Origin of the sequence: Serratia sp. M24T3 (assembly GCF_000257645.1) — a bacterium.
Lineage (GTDB): Bacteria > Pseudomonadota > Gammaproteobacteria > Enterobacterales > Enterobacteriaceae > Rouxiella.
Map to the genome: position 1 here is coordinate 1 of NZ_AJHJ01000042.1, position 24,602 is coordinate 24,602.

Annotated in this window: 24 protein-coding genes and 2 pseudogenes; 17 read left to right on the plus strand and 9 right to left on the minus strand. The window is 51.5% G+C overall.

Annotation, left to right across the window (positions count from 1 at the left end; genetic code table 11):
• The 4 genes and pseudogenes from SPM24T3_RS21265 to SPM24T3_RS25990 all read right to left on the minus strand — a co-directional run.
• Window positions 1-360: pseudogene (locus tag SPM24T3_RS21265) on the minus strand (transketolase); the annotation flags it as partial.
• A 324-nt stretch (window positions 361-684) separates the two neighbouring features.
• Entirely contained in the window at window positions 685-1,611 is a 927-nt protein-coding gene (speB, locus tag SPM24T3_RS21270; RefSeq protein WP_009638892.1) for an agmatinase, read from the minus strand.
• A 94-nt stretch (window positions 1,612-1,705) separates the two neighbouring features.
• A complete protein-coding gene (speA, locus tag SPM24T3_RS21275) occupies window positions 1,706-3,685 on the minus strand; it encodes a biosynthetic arginine decarboxylase (protein ID WP_009638893.1) in 1,980 nt (659 codons plus the stop codon).
• Window positions 3,678-3,821 (minus strand): hypothetical protein, encoded by a 144-nt coding sequence (locus SPM24T3_RS25990; RefSeq protein ID WP_237713129.1) that lies wholly within the window; start codon window positions 3,819-3,821, stop codon window positions 3,678-3,680. Before SPM24T3_RS25990 ends, speA begins: the two co-directional genes overlap by 8 nt.
• Window positions 3,822-4,531: 710 nt before the next feature.
• On the opposite strand from SPM24T3_RS25990, the gene metK reads away from it, so the two are divergent.
• From metK to ruvX, 8 genes are all read left to right on the plus strand, one after another.
• Window positions 4,532-5,683 carry a methionine adenosyltransferase gene (metK, locus tag SPM24T3_RS21280; protein WP_009638894.1) on the plus strand — a complete coding sequence of 384 codons (1,152 nt, stop codon included), beginning with the start codon at window positions 4,532-4,534 and terminating at the stop codon, window positions 5,681-5,683.
• A 414-nt stretch (window positions 5,684-6,097) separates the two neighbouring features.
• Window positions 6,098-7,495: a sugar porter family MFS transporter gene (locus tag SPM24T3_RS21285; RefSeq protein WP_037379396.1), complete on the plus strand. Its 1,398-nt coding sequence runs from the start codon at window positions 6,098-6,100 to the stop codon at window positions 7,493-7,495.
• Window positions 7,496-7,619: 124 nt separating this feature from the next.
• Entirely contained in the window at window positions 7,620-8,135 is a 516-nt protein-coding gene (locus SPM24T3_RS21290) for a SprT family zinc-dependent metalloprotease (protein WP_009638896.1), read from the plus strand.
• A 111-nt stretch (window positions 8,136-8,246) separates the two neighbouring features.
• Entirely contained in the window at window positions 8,247-8,963 is a 717-nt protein-coding gene (endA, locus tag SPM24T3_RS21295) for a deoxyribonuclease I (RefSeq protein WP_009638897.1), read from the plus strand.
• 116 nt (window positions 8,964-9,079) lie between these two features.
• The gene (gene rsmE, locus SPM24T3_RS21300) at window positions 9,080-9,811 is read left to right on the plus strand and encodes a 16S rRNA (uracil(1498)-N(3))-methyltransferase (RefSeq protein WP_009638898.1); all 732 of its coding nucleotides are present in this window, start codon (window positions 9,080-9,082) and stop codon (window positions 9,809-9,811) included.
• A gap of 23 nt (window positions 9,812-9,834) precedes the next feature.
• Window positions 9,835-10,788 carry a glutathione synthase gene (gshB, locus tag SPM24T3_RS21305; protein ID WP_009638899.1) on the plus strand — a complete coding sequence of 318 codons (954 nt, stop codon included), beginning with the start codon at window positions 9,835-9,837 and terminating at the stop codon, window positions 10,786-10,788.
• Window positions 10,789-10,928: 140 nt separating this feature from the next.
• On the plus strand, window positions 10,929-11,492 hold the full coding sequence (locus SPM24T3_RS21310; protein WP_009638900.1) for a YqgE/AlgH family protein: 564 nt from the start codon (window positions 10,929-10,931) through the stop codon (window positions 11,490-11,492).
• On the plus strand, window positions 11,492-11,926 hold the full coding sequence (gene ruvX / locus SPM24T3_RS21315) for a Holliday junction resolvase RuvX (protein WP_009638901.1): 435 nt from the start codon (window positions 11,492-11,494) through the stop codon (window positions 11,924-11,926). The genes SPM24T3_RS21310 and ruvX overlap by 1 nt, the downstream gene beginning before the upstream one ends.
• A 34-nt stretch (window positions 11,927-11,960) precedes the next feature.
• On the opposite strand, the gene SPM24T3_RS21320 is transcribed toward ruvX, so the two are convergent.
• Window positions 11,961-12,959: a type IV pilus twitching motility protein PilT gene (locus SPM24T3_RS21320; protein WP_009638902.1), complete on the minus strand. Its 999-nt coding sequence runs from the start codon at window positions 12,957-12,959 to the stop codon at window positions 11,961-11,963.
• A gap of 21 nt (window positions 12,960-12,980) precedes the next feature.
• Here SPM24T3_RS21320 and SPM24T3_RS21325 point away from each other — a divergent pair, with 21 nt between their 5' ends.
• The 5 genes from SPM24T3_RS21325 to hemW all read left to right on the plus strand — a co-directional run bounded on the left by SPM24T3_RS21325 (window position 12,981) and on the right by hemW (window position 17,115).
• Complete coding sequence (locus tag SPM24T3_RS21325) at window positions 12,981-13,694, plus strand: YggS family pyridoxal phosphate-dependent enzyme (protein ID WP_009638903.1); 714 nt, start codon at window positions 12,981-12,983, stop codon at window positions 13,692-13,694.
• A 99-nt stretch (window positions 13,695-13,793) separates the two neighbouring features.
• The gene (gene proC / locus SPM24T3_RS21330; protein ID WP_009638904.1) at window positions 13,794-14,615 is read left to right on the plus strand and encodes a pyrroline-5-carboxylate reductase; all 822 of its coding nucleotides are present in this window, start codon (window positions 13,794-13,796) and stop codon (window positions 14,613-14,615) included.
• Between the two features lie 131 nt (window positions 14,616-14,746).
• Window positions 14,747-15,301: a YggT family protein gene (locus tag SPM24T3_RS21335; protein WP_009638907.1), complete on the plus strand. Its 555-nt coding sequence runs from the start codon at window positions 14,747-14,749 to the stop codon at window positions 15,299-15,301.
• A gap of 76 nt (window positions 15,302-15,377) precedes the next feature.
• Window positions 15,378-15,986, plus strand: a complete 609-nt coding sequence (locus SPM24T3_RS21340) for an XTP/dITP diphosphatase (protein WP_009638908.1) — start codon at window positions 15,378-15,380, stop codon at window positions 15,984-15,986.
• Entirely contained in the window at window positions 15,979-17,115 is a 1,137-nt protein-coding gene (gene hemW, locus SPM24T3_RS21345) for a radical SAM family heme chaperone HemW (RefSeq protein ID WP_009638909.1), read from the plus strand. Before SPM24T3_RS21340 ends, hemW begins: the two co-directional genes overlap by 8 nt.
• Window positions 17,116-17,223: 108 nt before the next feature.
• Here the strand turns inward: hemW and SPM24T3_RS21350 are convergent, their stop codons facing one another.
• The 4 genes from SPM24T3_RS21350 to trmB form a co-directional block, all read right to left on the minus strand.
• Entirely contained in the window at window positions 17,224-17,952 is a 729-nt protein-coding gene (locus SPM24T3_RS21350) for a DUF2884 family protein (RefSeq protein ID WP_009638910.1), read from the minus strand.
• 60 nt (window positions 17,953-18,012) lie between these two features.
• Window positions 18,013-18,939 (minus strand): glutaminase B, encoded by a 927-nt coding sequence (gene glsB / locus SPM24T3_RS21355; RefSeq protein ID WP_009638911.1) that lies wholly within the window; start codon window positions 18,937-18,939, stop codon window positions 18,013-18,015.
• 226 nt (window positions 18,940-19,165) lie between these two features.
• Window positions 19,166-19,492 carry a YggL family protein gene (locus tag SPM24T3_RS21360; RefSeq protein WP_009638912.1) on the minus strand — a complete coding sequence of 109 codons (327 nt, stop codon included), beginning with the start codon at window positions 19,490-19,492 and terminating at the stop codon, window positions 19,166-19,168.
• Window positions 19,492-20,211 (minus strand): tRNA (guanosine(46)-N7)-methyltransferase TrmB, encoded by a 720-nt coding sequence (gene trmB / locus SPM24T3_RS21365; protein ID WP_009638913.1) that lies wholly within the window; start codon window positions 20,209-20,211, stop codon window positions 19,492-19,494. The genes SPM24T3_RS21360 and trmB overlap by 1 nt, the downstream gene beginning before the upstream one ends.
• A 224-nt stretch (window positions 20,212-20,435) precedes the next feature.
• On the opposite strand from trmB, the gene mutY reads away from it, so the two are divergent.
• The 4 genes and pseudogenes from mutY (at window position 20,436) to SPM24T3_RS21385 (ending at window position 24,574) form a co-directional block, all read left to right on the plus strand.
• Window positions 20,436-21,488 (plus strand): A/G-specific adenine glycosylase, encoded by a 1,053-nt coding sequence (gene mutY / locus SPM24T3_RS21370; RefSeq protein ID WP_009638914.1) that lies wholly within the window; start codon window positions 20,436-20,438, stop codon window positions 21,486-21,488.
• A 92-nt stretch (window positions 21,489-21,580) separates the two neighbouring features.
• Window positions 21,581-21,852, plus strand: a pseudogene (locus SPM24T3_RS21375) (oxidative damage protection protein).
• 68 nt (window positions 21,853-21,920) lie between these two features.
• A complete protein-coding gene (mltC, locus tag SPM24T3_RS21380; RefSeq protein ID WP_009638917.1) occupies window positions 21,921-22,997 on the plus strand; it encodes a membrane-bound lytic murein transglycosylase MltC in 1,077 nt (358 codons plus the stop codon).
• Window positions 22,998-23,230: 233 nt separating this feature from the next.
• Window positions 23,231-24,574: a hypothetical protein gene (locus SPM24T3_RS21385; protein ID WP_009638918.1), complete on the plus strand. Its 1,344-nt coding sequence runs from the start codon at window positions 23,231-23,233 to the stop codon at window positions 24,572-24,574.
• Window positions 24,575-24,602: the final 28 nt, after the last annotated feature.

A 24,602-nucleotide genomic window follows, 5' to 3' on the forward strand; every position in this document is an offset into this window, starting at 1 on the left:
GATCCCCTGACCCAGCGGGCCGGTGGTGGTTTCAACGCCAGCGGTGTAGCCGTACTCCGGGTGGCCCGGAGTTTTTGAGTGCAGCTGACGGAAGTTTTCCAGCTCGGTGATAGGTAAATCGTAGCCGGTGAGGTGCAGCAGGCTGTAAATCAGCATCGAGCCGTGACCGTTTGACAGCACGAAGCGGTCGCGGTCGGCCCAGTGCGGGTTGGTCGGGTTGTGGTTCATATAATCGCGCCACAGGACTTCGGCGATGTCGGCCATGCCCATTGGGGCACCGGGGTGGCCGGAATTTGCTTTCTGCACGGCGTCCATGCTGAGTGCGCGGATAGCGTTCGCAAGCTCTTTACGAGAGGACATGTTCTACTCCAGGTCGGATTAAAAAAGCAGTCGAAAAAATCATTTTCTCAAACTACGGATTAAAACAGCAATCTCTATTACGGCAGGAACACACTTCAGGAAGCGAGCGCTGGGGGTATAGAGTTTTTAGTCTTGCCAACTATATCGCCAGCGCCGACAAAAACCAATCGCGGCACACGGCTTATAAGGAGATGTTGTTTTGGCAACGTTTCCATAAAAATTTTTGCCGCCGTTTTCAGCATTTCACTGCCAAGTTGCCGAATTAACAAACAAAAAACCCGGCATTGCCGGGTCTCATAAACGTGATACTGAAAAGAAGGACGCTTAAGCGCCTTTCTTGTCTGCCTGCACGTGCAGCATTTCAAGAGCCAGCGTTGCCGCTGCCAATGCCGTGATGTCTGACTGATCGTAAGCCGGAGCAACTTCCACGATGTCCATACCGACAATATCGAGGTCCAGATTTTTCAGACCGCGAACCAGTTTCAGGGCGCGATCGGAGGTCAGGCCGCCGATAACCGGAGTGCCGGTGCCAGGCGCGTGAGCCGGGTCCAGACAGTCGATATCAAAGCTCAGATACACCGGCAGATCGCCAACGATTTGCTTAACCTGTGCAAGAATATCGTCAACGGTGCGGTCATTAACCTGAGCAGCATCCAGCACGGTGAAGCCGAGATCTTTATCAAACTCAGTGCGGATACCAATTTGTACCGAGTTTTCAGCGGAAATCAGCCCTTCTTTCGGTGCATGATAGAACATGGTGCCGTGGTCGAATTTGCTGCCGTTGGAATAGGTATCGGTGTGGGCATCAAAGTGAACCAGCGCCATCTTGCCGAACTTGCGATGGTGAGCGCGCAGCAGTGGCAGAGTGACAAAGTGGTCACCGCCGAACGACAGCATGCGCTTGCCAGCCGCCAGCAGTTTGTCCGCGTGCTCTTCCAGGTTATCGACCAGAGTTTGTGCGTCGCCGAATTCGTACACCACATCACCGCAGTCTACTACGTTCAGGCGCTCGCGCAGGTCGAAATCCCACGGCCAGCGCTTGCCTTCCCACGCCAGATTCACTGACACCTGGCGGATAGCCGCCGGGCCAAGACGCGAACCAGAACGGCCTGAAGTCGCCATATCGAAAGGAATACCGGTAATTACCCACTCGGCATCGCTATCGTAAGGCTCGAAATTCACCGGGAAACGCAGGAACCCAAAAGCGTTGGAAACCAGCGAATTATCAAACTTGTGCCCCAAAGTACTCATCACTTATCCTTTTATAGAAACCTCGCCCGAGCACTGACTCGGCGAGGCTATAGTTCTGTATTGTCTAATCCAGCGAATAGTCTATCGAACAGACTTATTCGTCTTCTAAATAGGTGTAACCGTACAGTCCGCTCTCGAACTCTTCGATAAACTGTGCCTGCAGCTCGGCATCAAGATCGGTTTCTTTAACCTGATCGCGGAAGCGGGCCAACAGCACGTTGGGGTCAAGTTGCACATATTCCAGCATATCGGCAACGGTATCGCCCTCGTCGGACTGCTGTACCTCGATGCTGCCATCAGGGAATACAAACACGTCTACCGCAGCAGTGTCGCCGAACAGGTTATGCATGTTGCCAAGGATTTCCTGATACGCGCCAACCATAAAGAAGCCCAGCGCCGGAGGATTTTCCGGATCATAAGGAGGCATCGGCATGGTAGTTGCTACCCCGTCGCCGTCCACGTAATGATCGATAGTACCGTCTGAGTCACAGGTAATGTCGAGCAGCACGGCGCGGCCAACCGGTGGCTTGTCGAGACCTTCCAGCGGCAACACCGGGAACAGCTGATCGATACCCCAGGCATCCGGCATCGACTGGAACAGCGAGAAGTTGACGTACAGCTTGTCGGCCATACGTTCTTGTAGCTCATCAATGATTGGGCGGTGCGCGCGATTGCTGGGATCAAGCTGCTGCTGGATCACGTTACAGATATTCAGGTAAATCTCTTCCGCCCAGGCGCGCTGGGTCAAATCGAGAATACCGTGCGCGTACTGAGAATGAACGTCGTGCAGGTCCATCTGACAGTCATGCAGCCACTCACGCAGCGAACGACGGTTTTCTGGATCGTGCATTTCGTTCCAGGTATCCCACAGGCTCAGCAGCGCACGCGGCGCATCTTCGGCAGGGGCAATCGGCGGCGTAAATTCATTGCGCTCAACGCCGATAACATTTGAAACCAGTACCGTGTGGTGTGCCGTTACTGCACGACCAGACTCGGTTATCACTGTTGGATGCGGCAGGCCGTGTTCATTACAGGCATCGCCAATCCCCCAGATCACATTGTTGGCATATTCGTTCAGGCCATAGTTCACCGAGCAGTCAGACTGCGAGCGGGTTCCTTCGTAATCCACACCCAAACCGCCGCCGACGTCGAAACACTGAATGTTTACGCCAAGCTTGTGCAGTTCGACGTAGAAACGCGCCGATTCACGCACACCGGTCGAGATATCTCGAATGTTCGACAGTTGAGATCCAAGGTGGAAGTGCAGCAGTTGCAGGCTGTCTAAACGATCTGCTTTACGCAGCATTTCAACCAGTTGCAATACCTGCGCGGCGGCCAGGCCAAATTTGGATTTCTCGCCACCGCTGGACTGCCATTTGCCAGAACCTTGCGAAGACAAACGCGCACGCACGCCAAGGCGCGGGATCACGTTCAGGCGTTCGGCTTCTTCAAGCACCAGTTTAATCTCGGTCATTTTTTCAATAACCAGATAAACCTTGTGACCGAGCTTTTCGCCGATCAATGCCAGGCGAATGTATTCACGGTCTTTATAGCCGTTACAAACGATCACCGAACGAGTCATGCCCGCGTGCGCCAAAACGGCCATCAGCTCGGCTTTGGAACCTGCTTCAAGACCCAGCGGTTCACCGGATTCAACCAGTGACTCAATCACGCGGCGATGCTGGTTAACCTTGATTGGATAAACCAGAAAATAGTCACCCTCGTAGCCGAAAGATTCGCGCGCACGTTTAAAGGCGGCGTTAATCGAGCGCAGACGGTGTTGTAAAATTTGTGGGAAACAGAACAGCGCAGGCAGACGTTGACCATCCTGCTCACGCAAGTCTTTCACCAGCTGAGCCAGGTCTACGCGGGCCGAAGGTACGTCCGGATCGGGACATACGCTGATGTGACCGAGCTCGTTGATGTCGTAATAGTTATTGCCCCAATAGGCAACGTTATAAGTGCGCAGCATTTTGCTGGCATCACGGTCGTTCACGGCAACCTCCTGCATGGAGCGCAAAGAAACACTGTCGCCCGCATGTGACGGACGGTGGGAATGCATGTCATCAGACATAGTTAATACCCTTTTCTACACTGACAGCATGGCCAGCCACTATTGCAGTAACAACAGGTGAGAACAACCCGGACAAAGCTGATAAACGGCGTGCAAATGCCGGTTGTTCAACCTGGGCGAGAAGTTGATCACTCATATAATTGTAAATCACGTTGTCAGACTCCGTGAAACGAGCCAGTAGAAACCATAGGACATAAGCCCCAAATGGTCGCAGGCTATCTCAATATTTGTGCGGTTGACGGCGTTTAACCGGCCCGAGAATCTTGAGTAGCGCCAAAATGTCTGAACCTGACCTGTCTATAAGCATGCGGCGTTATTACCCGCTGTTTATAACATTGGATAGATGACAGAATTTTTTCACAGTGGTGGGACGCAGAAATAAAATGCGTCTGCTGAGGATGCTGTTGAAATGTAACAAGCGGTAAAAAGTGGGTCATTAACCTAACCACCTCCACAGGTGCCACGCAAAGCCACGGGCATCCGGCCATATAGGGCAAAAAGAGAACAGTAATTACTGGAATACGCTGAGTTAATCCTAGAGTGATGAAACATGCCAGCGCGGGGGCGTTTATACCGATAAGGATGTAAAAATGCAAAATGAAAATGGGGCCAAAAGGGTATTCATCGTTGAATATCACGCTAATTGGGCACGATATGAATACGGGTGCAGTAAAAAAGGGCTGGCAATCACCTCAAAAGCTAGCCTAAAATAGCCATCCAGATGTTAATCCGTCTACTTTTTGCAACCGTCAAACGGCTTCAGGAAGGGCTTCAAATCTGACCTATTTTCATGCTGCCTAGTTTGGTAGCAGTCTCTAACCCGTCGTATGAAAGGTAAAGAAGATAATGGCTAAACACCTCTTTACGTCCGAATCTGTTTCAGAAGGACATCCAGACAAAATCGCTGACCAAATCTCTGATGCCGTTCTCGACGCGATTTTAGAACAAGATCCAAAGGCGCGTGTCGCGTGTGAAACTTACGTTAAAACCGGTATGGTTCTGGTTGGCGGCGAAGTAACCACCAGCGCCTGGGTTGATATCGAAGAAATCACCCGTAACACCATCCGTGAAATTGGCTACGTCAACTCAGAAATGGGCTTTGATGCCAACTCTTGCGCCGTGTTGAGCGCCATTGGCAAACAGTCTCCAGACATCAATCAGGGCGTTGACCGTAGCGACCCACTGGAACAGGGTGCTGGCGACCAGGGCCTGATGTTCGGTTATGCAACCAACGAAACCGACGTTCTGATGCCTGCTCCGGTGACTTACGCTCACCGCCTTGTGCAACAACAGGCTGCAGTTCGTAAATCAGGATCACTGCCCTGGTTGCGTCCAGACGCCAAAAGCCAGATCACCTTCCAGTATGATGAAGGCAAAATCGTCGGTATCGATGCTGTTGTGCTGTCTACTCAGCACTCAGAAGAAGTTAGCCTGAAAGATCTGCAAGAAGCGGTGATGGAAGAGATCATCAAGCCGGTTCTGCCGACCGAATGGCTGAACGCCTCTACCAAATTCCACATCAACCCGACTGGCCGTTTCGTTATCGGTGGTCCAATGGGTGACTGCGGTTTGACTGGTCGTAAAATTATCGTTGATACCTACGGCGGCATGGCTCGTCACGGTGGTGGTGCATTCTCCGGTAAAGATCCATCCAAGGTTGACCGTTCTGCTGCCTACGCTGCACGTTATGTTGCTAAAAATATCGTGGCTGCTGGCCTGGCTGACCGCTGTGAGATTCAGGTTTCTTACGCAATCGGCGTAGCTGAACCGACTTCAATCATGGTTGAAACCTTCGGTACGGGTAAAGTTTCCAACGAGCAGCTGACTCTGCTGGTTCGCGAGTTCTTCGACCTGCGTCCATATGGCCTGATTCAGATGCTTGACCTGCTGCACCCAATCTACAAAGAGACGGCAGCTTACGGTCACTTCGGTCGCGAACATTTCCCTTGGGAAAAAACCGACAAAGCCGCTCAGCTGCGTGAAGCTGCCGGTTTTTAATAGCTTCGCTACTAAAGCCTTCGCTTAGGATAAAAACTGAGCAACAGGTTATGAACCCTGCCTTCGCGGCGGGGTTTTTTATGTCTGGGATTTGGTCTCGCTTTGATTAAAAACAGACAGAAAATGCCTAAAATGAAAACGGTTACAAGTTATAATCTTTTACGAATTAAGCTATTACACTAATAGTAAATAACAAACGGACAGGAATTGATTGCTTTAAAGCAAGGGATATACTAAAAACTGTAAGCCGCTAACGGCCCACCTTAATAAAGTCATAATAAAGCAAGCCCTGACACAGTTACCCGCGCTGGATTAAGTGTAAGCGATTACAACTATGTGATCTGGCGCACTTTTTAGTACTGTAAGGGCCAATAACATAACAGGCTAAGCATTATAGTCATTTTCGGAGGCAGGATGAGTAACTCAACGTCATATAAGGCAGGGAAGCGCTCTAACAAGAGTGTGACTTTTTTTGTCTGTTTTCTCGCTGCATTGGCTGGGCTGCTATTCGGTCTGGACATCGGCGTAATCGCAGGTGCGCTGCCATTTATTAGTCATGATTTCCAGATTTCAAGCCATCAGCAAGAGTGGGTTGTAAGCTCGATGATGTTCGGCGCAGCGGTTGGTGCTGTGGGCAGTGGCTGGATGAACTTCCGCATTGGCCGCAAGTATAGCCTGATGATCGGTGCCGTGCTGTTCGTAATCGGCTCACTGGGTTCATCCCTGGCTCCAAACACCGAAGTTCTGGTTATCGCTCGCGTGCTGCTGGGTCTGGCAGTGGGTGTTGCGTCTTACACTGCCCCGCTGTATCTGTCAGAAATCGCTCCGGAAAAAATTCGCGGCAGCATGATTTCCATGTACCAGTTGATGATTACTATCGGTATTCTGGCGGCTTATCTGTCTGATACCGCGTTCAGCTATAGCGGCGCATGGCGCTGGATGCTGGGTGTGATCACCATCCCGGCCCTGCTGCTGTTGGTTGGCGTGTTCTTCTTGCCAGACAGCCCGCGCTGGTTGGCTGCTCGTGGTAACGATGAAAAAGCCCGTCGCGTGCTGGAAAAACTGCGCGATACCAGTGAGCAAGCGAAAAACGAACTGAATGAAATTCGTGAAAGCCTGAAAGTTAAACAGGGCGGCTGGCAGCTGTTTACCGCCAACAAAAACTTCCGCCGCGCGGTATATCTCGGTGTTGGCCTGCAGGTCATGCAGCAGTTTACCGGTATGAACGTCATCATGTATTACGCGCCAAAAATCTTTGGTCTAGCCGGCTTTGCCAGCAGCGCCGAACAGATGTGGGGCACAGTTATTGTCGGATTGGTCAACGTTCTGGCGACCTTTATCGCTATTGGCCTGGTTGACCGTTGGGGCCGTAAACCTACTCTGATCCTCGGTTTCCTGGTAATGGCCGTCGGTATGGGCATTCTTGGGACCATGCTGCACATCGGCGTGGAATCAATGGCCGCGAAATACTTCTCGATTGCTATGCTGCTGATGTTTATTGTTGGTTTCGCAATGAGTGCCGGTCCGCTGATCTGGGTACTGTGCTCCGAAATTCAGCCGCTGAAAGGCCGCGATTTTGGTATCACAGTTTCCACTGCGACCAACTGGATTGCCAATATGATCGTCGGTGCAACCTTCCTGACCATGCTGGACAGCCTGGGTAACGCCAATACCTTCTGGGTCTACGGCGCGCTGAACGTGGTGTTTATCTTCATCACCCTGGCACTAATTCCGGAAACCAAAAACGTTTCTCTGGAACATATCGAACGTAATCTGATGAGCGGTAAAGCTCTGAAAGATATCGGCCAGTAATACTCCGCATGCTTGACAAGGCGCTCAATGAGCGCCTTTATTTTTGCCTCGTCAGGCAAGGTAAGAACTTCTTCTATCGCCATTTTTCTTGCCTAAAACCGGCTATCAGATTTATGCTTTACCCATGAAAAGCACTAGAATCCCCATTGCTCTGCAACAAGCCGTCATGCGCTGTATGCGCGAAAAACTTCAGCTTGCCAATCAGAAACTGTCGGCCACGTATCCTGAACCTGAAATAAACTATCAGCAGCGCGGCACCAGTGCGGGCACCGCCTATCTGCAATATTGGCAGATACGCCTCAATCCGGTGTTGTTGATGGAAAATCAGCAGGATTTTATCGATGAAGTCGTGCCGCACGAGTTGGCGCATCTGCTGGTCTATCGCCATTTCGGCCGCGCCGCTGCGCCTCATGGCAAAGAGTGGCGCTGGATGATGGAGTCGGTTCTCGGCGTATCCGCCAGCCGCACTCATCAGTTCACCGTGACCTCGGTGCAAAGCAAAACTTATCCCTATGTCTGCCAGTGTCGCGATCATCAACTGACCGTGCGTCGACACAATAAAGTGATGCGCAAAGAGGCGGAATATCGCTGTAGCCACTGTGGGTCAGTGCTGCATTTTAAGGTTGGGAATACCGGTTAGTCCTCTCGATTAGACCTCTGCCTAACTCGTTAAAATTTATCAAAATTCTCATTGATAGCAAATTTTGCATCCAGTACTCTGCCTGCTTTTGATTATCAGGCTGTCTGGAATATGTCTCGCAAAATTCTGCCGTTGCTGTCTTTGTTTATTTTTACTTCTGCCCACGCTTCTAGTGAATCCCTCAATCATCTCAAGATTAACAATTTCAGCCAGGCCAAGGCGGCGGCAGTGAAAATCAACCACGATGCGCCGACGTTTTATTGCGGCTGCAAAGTAAGCTGGAATGGAAAAAAAGGCACGCCTGACCTGCAATCCTGTGGCTACGTGCCGCGTAAAAGCGCCCAGCGCGCCAGCCGTATCGAATGGGAGCACGTCGTTCCTGCCTGGGAATTTGGCCATCAGCGCCAATGCTGGCAAAAAGGTGGCAGAAAAAATTGTGCCAAAGATGCTGGCTATCGTCAGATTGAAACTGACCTGCATAATCTTGAACCCTCCATTGGCGAGGTTAATGGCGATCGCAATAATTTCCAGTACAGTCAATGGAATAGCCCGGCGGATCAATACGGTCACTGCGAGATGAAAGTCGATTTCAAAGCCAAGGTAGCCGAACCGCCAGTCCGCGCGCGAGGAGCGATTGCCCGCACCTATTTCTACATGCGTGACCGCTATAACCTGAGCCTGTCGCGCCAGCAAACGCAGCTTTTTAACGCGTGGAACAAGCTTTATCCAGTAACCCCATGGGAATGTGAACGCGACAATCGCATCGCTGTCGTGCAGGGGAATCATAACAACTATGTTCAGCAGGCTTGCCAGCGGGGAAACAGCTAACCTACTATATCTGACTAATACGCCTGTCACGCACGCCCCTGCCCTTTTTGCCTGGCCGGGCGTGCTGCCTAACCGCGCCGAGGCGCTGTTTTTTTATCATAGGATTAAAGCCTCACATGCGAATACCCCGCATTTATCATCCTGAGTTGCTCAGCCCGCATAGCGAAGTCATTCTCGGCGAAGACGCAGCCAATCACGTCGGCCGCGTGCTGCGTATGCAACCAGGGCAGCAAATCCAGCTGTTTGATGGTTCAAATCAGATCTTCACCGCCAGTATTACCGTGGTAGACAAGAAAAGCGTGCGCGTGCAGTTAGCCGGGGGCGAACTGGCTGATAACGAGTCGCCATTGAATCTGCATCTTGGTCAGGTTATTTCTCGCGGCGAGAAGATGGAATTCACAATTCAAAAATCCATCGAATTGGGCGTGAACACTATTACACCGCTGTTTTCTGAACGCTGCGGCGTTAAACTGGACGGCGAGCGGCTGGCCAAAAAACTGCAGCAATGGCAAAAAATCGCCATCGCAGCCTGCGAACAATGCGGGCGTAATCGTGTTCCGGAAATTCGCGAGGCCATGCAGTTGGAACAGTGGTGCGCCGAAGGAGACAACAGCCTGAAGCTAAATTTGCATCCACGAGCCAGCCACAGCATAAATACGCTGCCACTGCCGGTGGAACGTGTGCGATTATTGATTGGTCCAGAAGGCGGGCTTTCCGCCGACGAAATTGCAATGACCACGGGCTATGGATTTACTGATATCCTGTTGGGACCGCGCGTTTTACGCACAGAAACTACAGCGCTCACCGCCATTACCGCCCTGCAGGTGCGATTTGGCGACCTGGGCTAGAAGCCGTCTCTAAAGGAGAGAAGATGATTAAGCTTGGCATCGTGATGGACCCTATTTCATCCATCAATATCAAGAAAGACACCAGCTTCGCCATGTTGCTGGAAGCTCAGCGTCGCGGCTATGAACTGCATTATATGGAGATGAATTCTCTATATCTGCGCGGCGGTGAAGGCCGTGCACACACTCGTAAAGTGCTGGTCAAACAGGATTACGAAAGCTGGTATCAGTTTGGTGACGAGCAGGACATTGCTCTGCAAGACCTCGACGTGATCCTGATGCGTAAGGATCCACCGTTTGATACCGAGTTTATCTACGCAACCTATATTCTCGAACGCGCGGAAGAGAAAGGCACGCTGATCGTCAACAAACCGCAAAGCCTGCGCGACTGTAATGAAAAGCTGTTTACCGCCTGGTTCCCCGATCTGACGCCTGACACGCTGGTAACCCGCAATGCCACGCAGCTGAAATCATTCTATAAAGAACATAACGATGTGATCCTCAAGCCGCTCGACGGCATGGGCGGCGCGTCTATTTTCCGTTTGAAGCCGGAAGATGCCAACGTATCAGTGGTGATCGAAACCCTGACCGAACACGGCAGCCGCTACTGTATGGCCCAGAATTACCTGCCTGCGATCAAAGACGGCGACAAACGCGTGCTGGTTGTTGACGGCGAACCAGTGCCCTACTGCCTGGCGCGCATTCCTTCTCAGGGCGAAACCCGTGGCAACCTCGCGGCCGGTGGTCGTGGTGAAGCGCGTCCATTGAGCGAAAGCGATTGGGCGATTGCCCGTGCCGTAGCGCCAACTCTGAAGAAAAAAGGCCTAATCTTTGTCGGCCTCGACATCATCGGCGACCGCCTGACCGAAATTAACGTCACTAGCCCGACCTGTGTCCGTGAAATCGAAGCGGCATTCCCGGATATTTCTATCACCGGAATGCTGATGGACGCAATCGAAGCCCGCCTGGCTGCGCGATAAGCTTAAATCATCATAACTGACTAAAGATCCTTTAGATTTCGTGTTCTGGCAAGACAGCACGCAGGAGCCTACTCAGGTAAGTGACTGCGGCGAGCGAAAGCTACAGCCGGGGCGCGAAATATATTGGATGGACATAAGAAATGAATTTACAGCACCACTTTTTAATTGCCATGCCCGGACTGGAAGAGCCCATGTTCAAACGCTCGGTCATCTACGTGTGCGAACACAACGATGAAGGTGCCATGGGCCTGGTTATCAATAAACTTGTCGATGACTTCACCATTAAAAACGTACTCGACAAGCTGGAAATTGAACCCACTCCGCGCGATCCGGCAATTAATCTCGATCGCCCGGTGTTTTCCGGCGGCCCGCTGGCTGACGATCGCGGATTTATCCTGCACACGCCGCGCAAAGGTTTTGGTTCAAGCATTCAGATTTCCGATCAAACCATGATCACCACGTCAAAAGACGTGCTGGAAACTCTTGGCACTCCCGACCAACCGAAAGACGTGCTGGTTGCGCTGGGTTACGCCGCCTGGGAGCAGGGTCAGCTTGAGCAGGAACTGCTAAACAACAGCTGGCTGACTATCGAAGCCAATAGCGATATTATTTTCCGCACGCCGATTGCCGAACGCTGGCGCGAAGCAGCCAAAATGATTGGTATCGAAGTCAGTCAGTTGGCGACTCATGCAGGTCACGCGTAATGGGTAACCGCACGTTATTTGCTTTTGATTTCGGAACGAAAAGTATTGGCCTGGCGATTGGTCAGGAAGTCACCGGCACCGCACGCCCACTGACTTCTTTCAAAGCTCAGGACGGCACTCCAGACTGGCAAAAAATCGAAAAACTGCTTAAAGAGTGGCAGCCTGATTTAGTGATTGTTGGTCTGCCGCTCAATATGGATGGCACCGAGCAGCCGTTGACCGCCAGAGCGCGCAAGTTTGCCAATCGTCTGCACGGCCGTTTTGGCGTTCAGGTCGAGCTGCACGACGAGCGACTCAGTACCGTCGAGGCTCGCGCCGATTTGTTTGAACGCGGCGGTTTTCGCGCGCTGGACAAAGGCAGCGTGGATGCCGCATCGGCAGTGATCATTCTTGAAAGCTGGTTCGAAAATCAGTGGAACAAACCCGAAGCGTAATATTGCCATACGGTTTCGCTCAATAGGTTATTGCCTAGCCTGCCAGCAACCCGGCGTTGATTCGCTGTTGCCTGCTTTGTTCGAAAGTTTGCATGCCGGCATCAGCGCCGGTTTGCAGGCTGTCTTGCAACTGATGCGTTTTACCTTCACGAATCAAATTGCACACTGCCGGTGTTGATGTCAGCATTTCGTACAACCCGATTCGACTACCGTGCTGTCCCGGCACCAGCTTTTGCGCCAGAATTCCGCGCAGACTTCCAGCTAGCTGTGCGCGAACATAGGCCTTTTCATCGACAGAGAAAACGTCTACCAGCCGGTCTACCGCCTGCGCAGCATGACGTGCATGCAGTGTTGCCAGCACCAGATGCCCGGTCTCAGCAGCAGTAAGTGCTAAACGAATGTTTTCACTGTCACGCAGCTCGCCCAGCAATAGCACGTCGGGATCTTCACGCAGTGCCGCGCGAATAGCCTGAGAAAATGACGGCGTGTGCGTACCCAACTCACGCTGCTGAATTAAACAACGCTGGCTGGTGTGCAAGAATTCTATCGGGTCTTCCAACGTGATAATGTGCCGGGGTCGAGTCTGATTGAGATAACCTATCATCGCTGCCAAAGTGGTCGATTTTCCACTGCCTGTGGCACCCGTTATCAATATCAATCCGTCTTCCAGCGCGCTGAGATGCTGCAAAACACTCGGCGTCTGCAAATCCTCAAGGCTGGGGCACGAATTCGGCAAAGGGCGAATCGCCAGTGACAAACCGTTAATCTGCTGGAAAAAATTAACTCTGACACGACGTCCGTTGACCAGCGTCACCGCAGCGTCAGTTTGACCCTGCTGCAGTAAATCAATCTGCTGCGCATCGGCAAGCCAGCGCTCGCTAAGGGCTTTAAGCTCTTGGTGCTCAACCAGTGACGAGTCTTGACAGGCAACCAGCTCACCGTCAACGCGTAACATTGGTCGATGCCCGGCACAAAGGTGCAGATCGGAGGCGTTTTGCTTTACACTAAGCTCCACAAAATTATCGATATCCATTTGAAACACTCCTGAGCCACTATGAATCAACGTCAGCAATCAGCTATTGCAGAAAATCTACAGCAAGTCAGGGATCGTATCGCGTCTTCTGCGGCGCTTTGCGAGCGTTCTCCACAAGAAGTGACTTTACTTGCAGTCAGCAAAACCAAACCTGCGAGCGCTATCGAAGAAGCAATCGCCGCCGGGCAACTGGCCTTTGGTGAAAACTATGTGCAAGAAGGCGTAGAGAAAGTTGCCGCCTTCGCCGATCATCAACCCGCGCTGGTCTGGCACTTTATCGGGCCTTTGCAGTCCAATAAAAGTCGATTGGTGGCTGAGAATTTTGACTGGTGCCATACCCTCGATCGACTAAAAATTGCTCAACGCCTTAACGAACAGCGTCCTGCAGGCAAGGCACCGTTGCAGGTGCTGATTCAGGTGAATATCAGCGATGAGCAAAGTAAGTCCGGGATCAAACTGAACGACGTTGCGCAGCTGGCGGCAGCTATTGCCGAGATGCCTAACCTCACCCTGCGCGGCCTGATGGCTATCCCTGCGGTAGAGACAGAATATTCGCGCCAGCTGGCAGTTTTCAGTCAAATGAGTGAGGCTTACCAGCAATTGAAGCAGAACTATCCTCAGGTCGATACGCTTTCAATGGGCATGACCGACGATATGCCCGCTGCGATTGCCGCAGGCAGCACGATGGTCCGTATCGGCACTGCTATCTTTGGTGCTCGGGATTATTCAGCTTAAAAATTGGAAATTTTAAACGGCTACCCCAACTCACTGGCGTTGTCAGCCGACACATAATGCAGCGACGACCTCAGGTTTGACGGGTATAAAGGAGCAATGATGCAACATCGTAAAATATGCTTTATTGGTGCCGGCAACATGGCAGGCGCCATTATTGCCGGTCTGGTCACCAGTGGATACCCTGCTGATTTGATCACCGTCTGCGCGCCATCAGCCAAAAACCGTGATGCTCTGGCCGAAAAATACGGCATTAACAGCAGCGGCGATAACATTAATGGCGCTAAAGAAGCCGCAGTTGTGGTGCTTTCCGTAAAACCTCAGCTAATGGCTGACGTCTGCACTGAACTGCAAAAGCAGGTCGATTTTGCTGACAAGCTGGTGTTGTCCATCGCCGCTGGCATTAGCGTCGAGCGTTTCTATACACTGCTTGGCAACGGATTGAATATAGTACGTATTATGCCTAACACGCCGTCTCTTGTGGGCAAAGGTATGAGCGGATTATTCGCTCCCGAGCTAGTCAGTAAACAAGATAAAGAATTCAGCGGCGAGCTGATGACCGCAGTCGGCAAGATTTGCTGGGTCGACAGTGAAGCAGGCATCAATCAGGTGATTGCCGCCGCTGGCAGCGCTCCGGCCTATTTCTTCCTGTTTATGGAAGCAATGCAAAAAGAAGCCGAGCGTCAGGGACTGAGTGCCGACAATGCGCGCCTTCTGGTGCAACAGGCGGCGAGCGGTGCAGCCGCGTTGGTCGAGGCTAACCCTGAAACGCCACTGTCTACATTACGCGAAAATGTGACCTCTAAGGGCGGTACGACTTTCGAAGCGCTTAAAGTGTTCAACGAACGCCAGCTTCCTGCGATTGTGGCTGAAGCAATGCAGGCGGCCATCACCCGCGCGCAGGAAATGGAAAAGCTTTTTTAGGTTTTGAGTTTGAGTTTTAAAGGTTTAGTTTTACCTCGGGCCTGCTGCGGCAGGCTTGAAACTAACTAGAGTAAAGCGTCAACGATTCAAAGTGTTGCTTTGAATTTCCGATCACAAGAATAAGGTTATTTATGCTCACGCTGACTTTTCTGGTCAAAACACTGATTGACCTCTACGTCATGGTTTTACTTTTACGCATCTGGATGCAATGGGCGAGAACCGATTTTTACAATCCATTCTCGCAATTTGTTGTTAAAATAACCCAGCCGATTATTGCGCCGCTGCGCCGAATCATTCCACCGCTAGGGCCAATCGACAGCGCATCGCTGCTGTTGGCATTCCTGCTGATGACAATAAAGTATCCGCTGCTGCTGCTGATTCAGGGAGGAGGGATCGCGCTTAGCCCGTATAACCTGTTGTTCGGCCTGATTGCGCTGGTCAAGTCAGCCGGTTATCTGGTGTTTTGGCTAATCATCATCCGCTCGCTAATGAGCTGGGTGAGCCAAGGTCGCGGCGCGATGGATTACGTGTTAATGCAGCTTACCGAACCGCTGATGGCACCGATTCGCCGCATTATTCCAGCAATGGGCGGCATCGATTTTTCGGCCATGGTGGTGATCCTTATTCTGTATATGCTGAACTATCTCGGCATGGATTTGTTAGGCGAGCTTTGGTTCCTGTTGTGATCCCAGGCTGCTAAAAACGCCGCGGCCAGGAGCTTTCCTGCTCGCGGCGTTAAATTTTTCAATTCAGGAAGTAGAAATGCAAAAAGTAGTACTGGCCACCGGCAATCCCGGAAAAGTGCGTGAACTCGCGCACTTACTCGCAGACTTTGGTCTCGAAGTCGTGGCGCAAACCGAGCTGGGCGTTGATGACGCAGATGAAACCGGTCTGACCTTTATCGAGAACGCCATTATCAAGGCCCGTCACGCAGCTCAGATAACTGGCTTGCCGGCTGTTGCCGATGATTCGGGGCTGGCGGTAGATTTTCTCGGCGGCGCACCGGGTATTTATTCTGCCCGTTATTCGGGTGAAGGTGCGACCGATCAGAAGAACCTCGAGAAGCTGCTTGATGCCTTGAAAGACGTGCCGGAAGGCCAGCGTCAGGCACAATTTCACTGTGTTCTGGTCTATATGCGCCACGCAGAAGATCCAACGCCGCTGGTGTGTCACGGCAGCTGGGCGGGTGAAATTATTCGCGCTCCGGCCGGTGAAGGCGGCTTTGGCTATGATCCGATATTCTATGTTCCGTCGCTGGGCAAAACTGCCGCAGAGCTGACGCGTGAAGAGAAAAGCGCCGTTTCTCACCGAGGTCTGGCATTGGCTCAGTTACTGCAAGCCATGTCCGGGGCTGCTGAAAAAAATGCGTAAGCTACCGCCGTTAAGCCTTTATCTTCATATTCCGTGGTGTGTCCAGAAATGCCCTTACTGCGATTTTAATTCGCATGCCCTTAAGGGCGAAGTGCCGCATGACGATTATGTCGCCCACCTGCTGGCAGATTTAGATGCCGATGTGCATCTGACTTCAGGTCGCACGATCGACACCATTTTCATTGGTGGCGGCACGCCAAGTCTGTTAAGCAGCGAAGCGATGCAAAACCTGCTCGACGGTGTTCGCGCTCGCCTGCCTGTTTCGCCCAACGCTGAAATCACCATGGAAGCGAACCCTGGCACGGTTGAAGCCGATCGTTTCAGCGGTTACCAGCGCGCCGGGGTGAACCGCATTTCAATCGGCGTGCAAAGTTTCAGTTCTGAGAAGTTAGAGCGTCTCGGTCGTATTCACGGCCCTGATGAAGCTAAACGCGCCGCGCATCTGGCAACCGATTTGGGGCTGCGCAGTTTTAACCTCGACCTGATGCACGGCTTGCCGGATCAGACTCTGGAACAGGCGCTGGACGATTTGCGTCAGGCAATTGCTCTGAATCCTCCCCATCTGTCCTGGTATCAGCTGACCATCGAACCTAACACCCTGTTCGCCTATAAAACGCCGGTTTTACCCGATGACGACGCGCTATGGGACATCTTCGAGCAAGGCGATCAACTGCTCACAGCAGCAGGCTATCAGCAGTACGAAACCTCTGCCTATGCCAAACCGGGTTACCAGTGTCAGCACAATCTGAACTACTGGCGTTTTGGCGATTATCTGGGCGTTGGCTGTGGCGCACACGGCAAACTGACTCAACCGGACGGCAGCATTCTGCGCACGGTAAAAACCAAGCATCCGCGCGGTTATATGCAGGGTCGTTACATGGACAAACAGCATGAGGTTGAGAGTAAAGAATTGCCGTTCGAATTCTTTATGAATCGCTTCCGGCTGCTGGAAGCCGCGCCGCGAGAAGAGTTCGCAATTTACACAGGACTGGAAGAAAACAGCATCCGCTCGCAGCTCGACGAGGCGATTGCAAAAGATTATCTGCTGGAGACGGCGACCCATTGGCAGATTACCGAAAAAGGAAAACTGTTCCTAAATTCACTGCTGGAACTGTTTTTAGCAGACTAAGCGGGTTCACTCCAAAAAAACGGGGGAAGGGATCGCTATCATCCCCTCCCCTATCTTTAATTTAAAACTGCCAATAACAGCCTGCCGTTACAATGCAGCTAACAGAAATTACTTAATATCTGCCAAAAGTTCGCGGCGCTGCTCTTCCAGCGAGGTCACGCGGTTACACACGTTATGACCAAAGCCTTCAAACTCACCCTGCTGACGTTGCCACTCGGCTTTCACTGCCTGCTGCAAGCCGCCAAGGTTGCTCATCATCGCCTGCAACGGATTACCACCGCTGGACAACTGACGGGTGCCCATCTCGTTCATGCTGTCTTGCATTACGCCGCCCATAGTCTGATCAATCAATTGCTGGCCTTGCTGCTGCACCTGATCGATTGCCTGATGGTGGAATACCAGCGAGTCCGGACGTTGCTCGATAATGCGGTTCATCTGCTGTTTAAGTTGGCCATCCAGGGTCTTGAGACGATTACGAACATTGCTTTCAGGGCCTAACTGCTTGACGATCACGCCGTCCATCGCCACCCGTGCCTTCTCAAGATGCTCTTTGGCGCCTTGATCGATCCACGGTAAATCACGACGCAGCGCTGACTGATAGTCCACAGCTTCCTGACGCTGTTTGGCGTTCAGGGAAATAGATTTGCCGTTCTGGCTTAAATCGCCATTTGGCGAAATCAGCAGGTTTCCGCTAGCCCCCACTACCTGCACGGTATCTTGCTTGATAACTACGTCGTCCTGAGGCTTGGCGCTGCACTGAAATTCGGCATGTGCCTGAAGCGCAGTCAAAGCCAGCAGGCCGATCAGGCCGTTTTTCAATCCCGTTTTTGCTAACATATTTACTCCCTTGAGTACGGACGGCGGCAGGAAATTTTAGCAGTCCTGCCAGCACCCGATTTAGAATATTGAACGGCCAATGCGTTGTGCCAGTATTTCTAAGGCAGCGGTTCCTGCCAAAGAGTTCCCTGCGGCATCAAGTTCAGGTGACCAGACGGCAATACACATCTCTTCTGGCACAACGGCGATAATTCCGCCCCCAACGCCCGACTTGCCCGGCATCCCTACGCGATAGGCGAATTCACCCGCGCCGTCGTACATGCCGCTGGTGACCATGAGTGCATTGATGTGACGCGCCTGACCAGGCTCAAGTAAAGGCTCTTCACTGCCCGGTGCCTGACCTTTGTTGACCAGGTAGAGGAATGTTCGCGCCAGCTCGCAACAACTCATTTTAAGCGAACAGTAGTTAAAATAGGTTTGCAGTACGGTAATAACATCGTTTTCAAAATTACCAAACGACTTCATCAGATAGGCGATGGCCGCATTGCGATCTGAATGCTCGAACTCTGAACGCGCCACCAGCGGATCGTAATGAATATCCTGCTCGCCGGAGAGCTGGCGGACCACTTCCAGCATCCGCTGCTTGGGTGCCGCGAGGCGTGATTGCAGCATGTCGCAAATAACCAGCGCGCCGGGATTGATAAATGGGTTGCGCGGTTTGCCCTTTTCCAATTCCAACTGTACCAAAGAATTAAACGGCTGCCCGGAGGGTTCTTTACCTACGCGCTGCCAAATCTCGTGCTCTTCATAGCGGCCCAGCGCCAGCGTAAGGCTCAGCACTTTGGAAATCGACTGGATGGAAAAACGCGTTTGAGCATCACCGGCAAAAAATTGCTGGCCGTCCACTGTGCAGACCGCAATGCCTAGATTATTGGGATCTACCGAGGCCAGCGCCGGAATGTAGTCCGCCACTTTTCCCTGACCAATCAAAGGCCGCACCTGCAACAGAATTTCTTCCAGCAGCCCGTTATCTAATTCAGTCACCACCGTCGTTCCTTAAGATATTTATAAAATACTTAAAACGATCCCCAAAGTAATTGGAGCGACAGCAAGGCGGCAAACAGACGAAGCCCGATGAGTTTATTTGTAGTTCATAACTACAAGTAAGTGATTCGGGTAAGCAAGAGCAGCCAGCACAGCTGTGGTTTCAAGAACAACGGGGATTAAAATAAAAGCGCCATGAAGGCGCTTTGGATAGCTGCGGATTTAGAAATCAATCCCACCAGATATCGAACAGTTCGCTAACTTCAACGTCCTGCATTTTATGGTCTTCCAACCATTTTTTCACCAGCTCACGATGCTCATCGGTGCAAAGACCGATTTCCTGCAGGCAAACCAGACCTTCCCATTGCAGATAACCGCTGCCGTCAAAAGCCAGTTTGCCTGGCTCGATAGCGCCTTCGATGAATGCGTCCAGAGATTCGTCAATAGTATTAACGTCAGTGCCTTCCGGGAAGCGCCATTTTACTGAGAAACCCAGCTCTTGAAACTCTTCGATGTGTAACTTCTTACGTAAACGACGACTACGGTTCTTAGCCATTATTGCTTCCTCTCAAACATCAGATCCCATACGCCGTGGCCTAAACGCTGACCACGCATTTCGAACTTGGTAACCGGGCGCGACTCTGGGCGTGGCACAAAGTTGCCTTCCGCCGACAGGTTACCGTAAGCCTCAACGCCGCTCATCACTTCGAGCATGTGTTCCGCATAAGGTTCCCAGTCAGTCGCCATGTGGAATACGCCACCCAGCTTTAATTTACGACGCACGAGTTCAACAAACGGGGTCTGAACGATGCGGCGCTTGTTATGACGCGCTTTATGCCACGGGTCAGGAAAGAATAGCTGCACCATGTCGAGTGAGCCATCGGGGATCATGGTTTCGAGAACTTCGACTGCGTCATGGCACATCACGCGCAGGTTCTCGACACCCTCTTCCTTTGCAGTCATCAGACAGGCACCGACGCCCGGTGAATGGACCTCAATGCCGATAAAGTTATGTTCCGGGTGCTGCTGGGCCATTGTCACCAGCGAAGTTCCCATTCCGAAACCGATTTCCAGCACAGTATGGGCTTCACGGCCAAACAGCGAGGCAATCTCGACAGGCTGCGACTGATACTCAACGCCCATCACCGGCCACAAATTTTCCAGCGCATACTCTTGACCTTTAGTCAGGCGGCCCTGGCGGCGCACAAAACTGCGGATACGGCGCATGGCGCGACCGTTTTCATCAAACTCCGGTGAAATGACGTCATTTTTCATAGTGCTTTCTATCTGTCTGGCGATAAATTTAGGGAAAGGCGCATTATCCAAAGATACCCAGCTTTAGCAAGCGATCGTTTAAAATCGGTCGGGAACATCTGCCATCACCCTTGCATTGCGAAGAATGAAGGTGATAAGGGAAAGTTCCGGTTTACACGCAAACCACTCTATGCTGCAATCCTTAGCTAAATTTTAACCCCGATGGGATCTGTAATACGCCTATGATGGAAGCGCATCGCTTCGCGCCTGCGGTACTCGATTGGTATCAACGTTATGGTCGTAAGACCCTGCCGTGGCAGCTCGAAAAAACACCTTATAAAGTCTGGCTCTCCGAGGTTATGTTGCAACAAACGCAGGTTGCAACGGTAATCCCTTACTTCCTGCGCTTTATGCAACATTTTCCAGACGTAAAAGCGCTGGCTGCTGCTCCGCTGGATGAAGTTCTGCATTTGTGGACCGGATTAGGTTATTACGCCCGCGCCCGCAATTTACACAAAGCCGCGCAAACTATTGTGGCACAACATAACGGCGAATTCCCGACCACTTTTGAAGAAGTTAACGCATTGCCTGGCGTGGGTCGCTCAACAGCAGGCGCGGTACTTTCTCTGTCGCTTGGTCAGCATCACCCGATCCTCGACGGTAACGTCAAACGCGTGCTGGCTCGCTGCTATGCTATCGACGGCTGGCCGGGCGAGAAAAAGGTTGAAAACCGCCTATGGGAGATCAGCGAAAAAGTGACTCCCGCCGAAGGCGTCCAGCAATTTAACCAGGCAATGATGGACCTTGGCGCGATGGTCTGCACGCGTTCTCGTCCGAAATGCGAGCTGTGTCCCTTGAGTTTTGGCTGCGTTGCCTATGCCAATCATAGCTGGGCGAGTTATCCTGGAAAAAAACCCAAGAAAACTCTGCCAGAAAAAACTGCCTGGATGCTGATGATTCAGCAAGGAGATAAAGTTTGGCTGGAACAGCGCCCGCCGGTAGGCCTTTGGGGCGGTCTGTTTTGCTTCCCACAGTTCAGCAATGAAGATGAGTTAATAGGCGCAGGCAAGAAATACGAGGTGCCGCGTAAGTCGATGCAACAAATGGTCGCTTTCCGCCACACTTTTAGCCATTTCCATCTAGATATCGTCCCAATGTGGATAAATATCGACTCGGCAGCAGGTTGCATGGATGAAGGCTCAGGTCTCTGGTATAACTTAGCGCAGCCACAGTCTGTCGGGCTGGCTGCCCCGGTCGAACGCCTGCTGGCGGAGTTGACCAAGGGGTTGCCGCGATAGCAATACTTTAACCCAACCTGCTGACAATATTGAATAATTATCCAATCGACAAGTGGGAAACGGCCCTCGGGGCCAATGACGAGGAATGAGTTATGAGCAGGACAATTTTTTGTACGTTCTTGAATAAAGAAGCTGAAGGCCAGGATTTTCAGCTGTATCCGGGCGAAATCGGCAAACGTATTTATAACGAAATCTCCAAGGAAGCCTGGTCAGAGTGGATGAAGAAACAAACCATGCTCATCAACGAAAAAAATTAAGCATGATGAATCCGGAAGATCGCAAACTGCTGGAGCAGGAAATGGTCAAGTTCCTGTTCGAAGGCCATGATGTCCACATTGAAGGCTATACCCCGCCTTCTGAGTAACATCAATATAATTGGGGCCGGATCCATTAGGATTTGGCCCTATTTTTCATCACGATACGGCTATTAAGATGAAGAAAATTTTAGCGTTGCTAGTGATCGCGCCTTTACTGATTTCCTGCTCGAGCCATAAGAATCAATTTAACGAAGCGTACGTCAAAGATACCAACGGTTTTGATATTTTGATGGGTCAATTTGCCCACAACATCGAAAACATCTGGGGCATTAATGAAGTTCTGATTGCTGGTCCAAAAGATTACGTAAAATATAGCGATCAGTATGAAACCCGCAGCCACATCAACTTTGAGGCGGGTACCATTACTATTGAAACAATTTCAGGTATCGATCCCACTGATAAGCTGCGTCAGGCAATCGTCAAAACCTTGCTGGTTGGTGAAGATGCCAGCGGCGTAGACCTTTATTCCGACGCCAACGATATCCAGATCAGCAAAGAGCCGATGCTCTATGGTCAGGTGCTCGACAACACCGGGCAGCCGATCCGCTGGCAGGGTCGCGCCACCAGCTTTGCCGACTATCTGTTGCAATACAAGCTGCAACAGCGCCAGTCTGGCCTGCATATTATTTATTCCGTGACCATTCAGATGGTGCCAAACCACCTTGACAAACGTGCGCACAAATATCTGCCACTGGTGCGCGAAGCAGCAGCCAGATACGGCGTCGATCAGTCGTTGATTCTGGCGATTATGCAGACCGAATCGGCATTTAACCCGTATGCGGTCAGTAATGCCGATGCTCTTGGGCTGATGCAGGTGGTGCAACACACTGCCGGTGCCGACGTTTTCAGGTCTGAAGGTCACTGGGGTACGCCGAGCCGAAGCTATCTGTTTGATCCGGCTAATAACATTAATACTGGTACCGCCTATTTGGCCATTCTGCAAAACTCTTATCTCGCGGGTATCGCTAACCCTACAGCCAGGCGTTATGCGGTCATTACTGCCTACAACGGCGGTGCGGGAAGTGTGTTACGTGTGTTCTCGAGCGACAAGACTCAGGCATTCAATATTATCAATAACATGTCGGCAGGTGATGTTTACGATACCCTGATCAATCGCCATCCGTCCGCGGAATCGCGCCGTTATCTGTATAAAGTTAACAACACTCAGAGAAGCTATCGTCGGACTGACTGACGAAAATTTCTCGCCTAGTGAAACGGAGACCCTGTGGTCTCCGTTTTTTTTGCCTCAAGCTCCCCCTTGCAACAGGCCGATGAGATAAATTTATTTTAATTTGGTCGAAATTTGAAAATAGCGGCCGGGAAATCGCTTTATAGTCATTCTGTATGCCTTTAACTAACGTAATGACGTAATTACTTCTTTCAGCTCGCCGATTGCTTCCGTCGGCATTGGTTCATGGATGGATCATGGTCATAAATAAAACCTCATCGCCTGCAATGCTGCGTTCGGTATCTGAATCTTCTATCTATCAATCTACTTGTGACAGTGATTCTACCCATTCGCTGGACTATCTGGATCTCGCGCAAGCCAGCCAACAATTAACCAACAAACTGCTTTTCGCCCTGCAACAGCCCAGTGAAGCTGAAATCACCGCCACGTTAGGAGCATTAAACGAGATTCTCATTGCGGCCGAAAGGCAGGAAAGCGATGATTCGTTTTCCACGTTATCGACTGACGCTCAGCTACTTTGCGACGAACTGAGTCACTATATTTTCGAAAACGAGGCACTGGTTGACTGCGAGTTGTGCAGCAGGCTACGAGATATCAATGACAGCAATCCGCCCCCCCAGAGCCACTACGAGGGATGCTGGATGCGATTAAAAAACGTGTTGTGCATGGCCGCTGACGGTGACGTATGCCGCTATCTGCACAACGCCAGAAATATCGCCGTGCGCACCGTGCTCTGCGTCGCGCTACCTACTTTGTTACGGCAAATAGTCGCCTATGGAACTGAGTATATATTCAGTGAAGCTTCCCGATTTACTCTGGCGACTTTAGCCGGTACTTTGCCGTTAATCCTGAATCTGGCTGGCGGTGTTCGTGAGTATTTGCAGGGAACCAGTACGGCTGTCGGCACCTTCTCAAGAGCGCTAAATATTGGTGTTTCTGCTGCGGCAATGATTGCGGCAGCCTCGACAGGTGTATTAGCGGGATTAGCCTCAACAATGGTTTCCTTTCAGGCTTATAGCGTGATGCGAGAAGGAGCTCAGTCTTGTATTCGCTTGGACAATCACCTGCCAGTGAAAGCTATCAGTACTTTTGCCACTGCCGGAATGTATATTCCCAATCAGATAGCAACTTCGCTAACCATGTCAGCAATCGCCTCGCCGTCGGGAAGCGCGGCAGCACTGTTGCAGGCCAACTATCGCGACGTCTGGCTCAATGATTTGAGTCGTGCAGCGTTGAATACGCTGGGTGAGGCGGCAGATTTAAGCGTATTTAGTGGATTAAACGCGATGCAAAACAGGATTAAATTACGCAACGAACTGACTATAGGACTGCCGGACAAAAAGCACATGGCTGATACCTTTTTCAATGCCCTGGCCGCACGAATGGCGCTGATGAATACGCCGATCCTGGTCAGTACAGCGCTGAATACTGCTCTGGCCGAATATTTTGACCAACACACGCTTGGGCAGCTCGATGACATAATCTGCGCTGGCGTGCTCGGCTGCCTGTATCCCAGTTTTGTTGCGACCATCGTCGCTCATCCAGATAAACCCGACATATCAGACATATCGGAAGCCTGATTGCCGCATAAAAAAACGGAGCTCGAGA

What these genes read in the sequence shown, in the direction of transcription:
- speA (WP_009638893.1), bottom strand. Translation starts at nt 3,685, where the DNA reads ATGTCTGATGACATGCATTCCCACCGTCCGTCACATGCGGGCGACAGT.
- ruvX (WP_009638901.1), top strand. Translation starts at nt 11,492, where the DNA reads ATGGGTAACCGCACGTTATTTGCTTTTGATTTCGGAACGAAAAGTATT.
- trmB (WP_009638913.1), bottom strand. Translation starts at nt 20,211, where the DNA reads ATGAAAAATGACGTCATTTCACCGGAGTTTGATGAAAACGGTCGCGCC.
- SPM24T3_RS21360 (WP_009638912.1), bottom strand. Translation starts at nt 19,492, where the DNA reads ATGGCTAAGAACCGTAGTCGTCGTTTACGTAAGAAGTTACACATCGAA.
- SPM24T3_RS21335 (WP_009638907.1), top strand. Translation starts at nt 14,747, where the DNA reads ATGCTCACGCTGACTTTTCTGGTCAAAACACTGATTGACCTCTACGTC.
- SPM24T3_RS21385 (WP_009638918.1), top strand. Translation starts at nt 23,231, where the DNA reads ATGGTCATAAATAAAACCTCATCGCCTGCAATGCTGCGTTCGGTATCT.
- metK (WP_009638894.1), top strand. Translation starts at nt 4,532, where the DNA reads ATGGCTAAACACCTCTTTACGTCCGAATCTGTTTCAGAAGGACATCCA.
- SPM24T3_RS21320 (WP_009638902.1), bottom strand. Translation starts at nt 12,959, where the DNA reads ATGGATATCGATAATTTTGTGGAGCTTAGTGTAAAGCAAAACGCCTCC.
- proC (WP_009638904.1), top strand. Translation starts at nt 13,794, where the DNA reads ATGCAACATCGTAAAATATGCTTTATTGGTGCCGGCAACATGGCAGGC.
- rsmE (WP_009638898.1), top strand. Translation starts at nt 9,080, where the DNA reads ATGCGAATACCCCGCATTTATCATCCTGAGTTGCTCAGCCCGCATAGC.
- SPM24T3_RS21350 (WP_009638910.1), bottom strand. Translation starts at nt 17,952, where the DNA reads ATGTTAGCAAAAACGGGATTGAAAAACGGCCTGATCGGCCTGCTGGCT.
- SPM24T3_RS21340 (WP_009638908.1), top strand. Translation starts at nt 15,378, where the DNA reads ATGCAAAAAGTAGTACTGGCCACCGGCAATCCCGGAAAAGTGCGTGAA.
- SPM24T3_RS21285 (WP_037379396.1), top strand. Translation starts at nt 6,098, where the DNA reads ATGAGTAACTCAACGTCATATAAGGCAGGGAAGCGCTCTAACAAGAGT.
- SPM24T3_RS21325 (WP_009638903.1), top strand. Translation starts at nt 12,981, where the DNA reads ATGAATCAACGTCAGCAATCAGCTATTGCAGAAAATCTACAGCAAGTC.
- endA (WP_009638897.1), top strand. Translation starts at nt 8,247, where the DNA reads ATGTCTCGCAAAATTCTGCCGTTGCTGTCTTTGTTTATTTTTACTTCT.
- SPM24T3_RS25990 (WP_237713129.1), bottom strand. Translation starts at nt 3,821, where the DNA reads ATGAGTGATCAACTTCTCGCCCAGGTTGAACAACCGGCATTTGCACGC.
- SPM24T3_RS21310 (WP_009638900.1), top strand. Translation starts at nt 10,929, where the DNA reads ATGAATTTACAGCACCACTTTTTAATTGCCATGCCCGGACTGGAAGAG.
- SPM24T3_RS21290 (WP_009638896.1), top strand. Translation starts at nt 7,620, where the DNA reads ATGAAAAGCACTAGAATCCCCATTGCTCTGCAACAAGCCGTCATGCGC.
- hemW (WP_009638909.1), top strand. Translation starts at nt 15,979, where the DNA reads ATGCGTAAGCTACCGCCGTTAAGCCTTTATCTTCATATTCCGTGGTGT.
- mltC (WP_009638917.1), top strand. Translation starts at nt 21,921, where the DNA reads ATGAAGAAAATTTTAGCGTTGCTAGTGATCGCGCCTTTACTGATTTCC.
- speB (WP_009638892.1), bottom strand. Translation starts at nt 1,611, where the DNA reads ATGAGTACTTTGGGGCACAAGTTTGATAATTCGCTGGTTTCCAACGCT.
- mutY (WP_009638914.1), top strand. Translation starts at nt 20,436, where the DNA reads ATGGAAGCGCATCGCTTCGCGCCTGCGGTACTCGATTGGTATCAACGT.
- gshB (WP_009638899.1), top strand. Translation starts at nt 9,835, where the DNA reads ATGATTAAGCTTGGCATCGTGATGGACCCTATTTCATCCATCAATATC.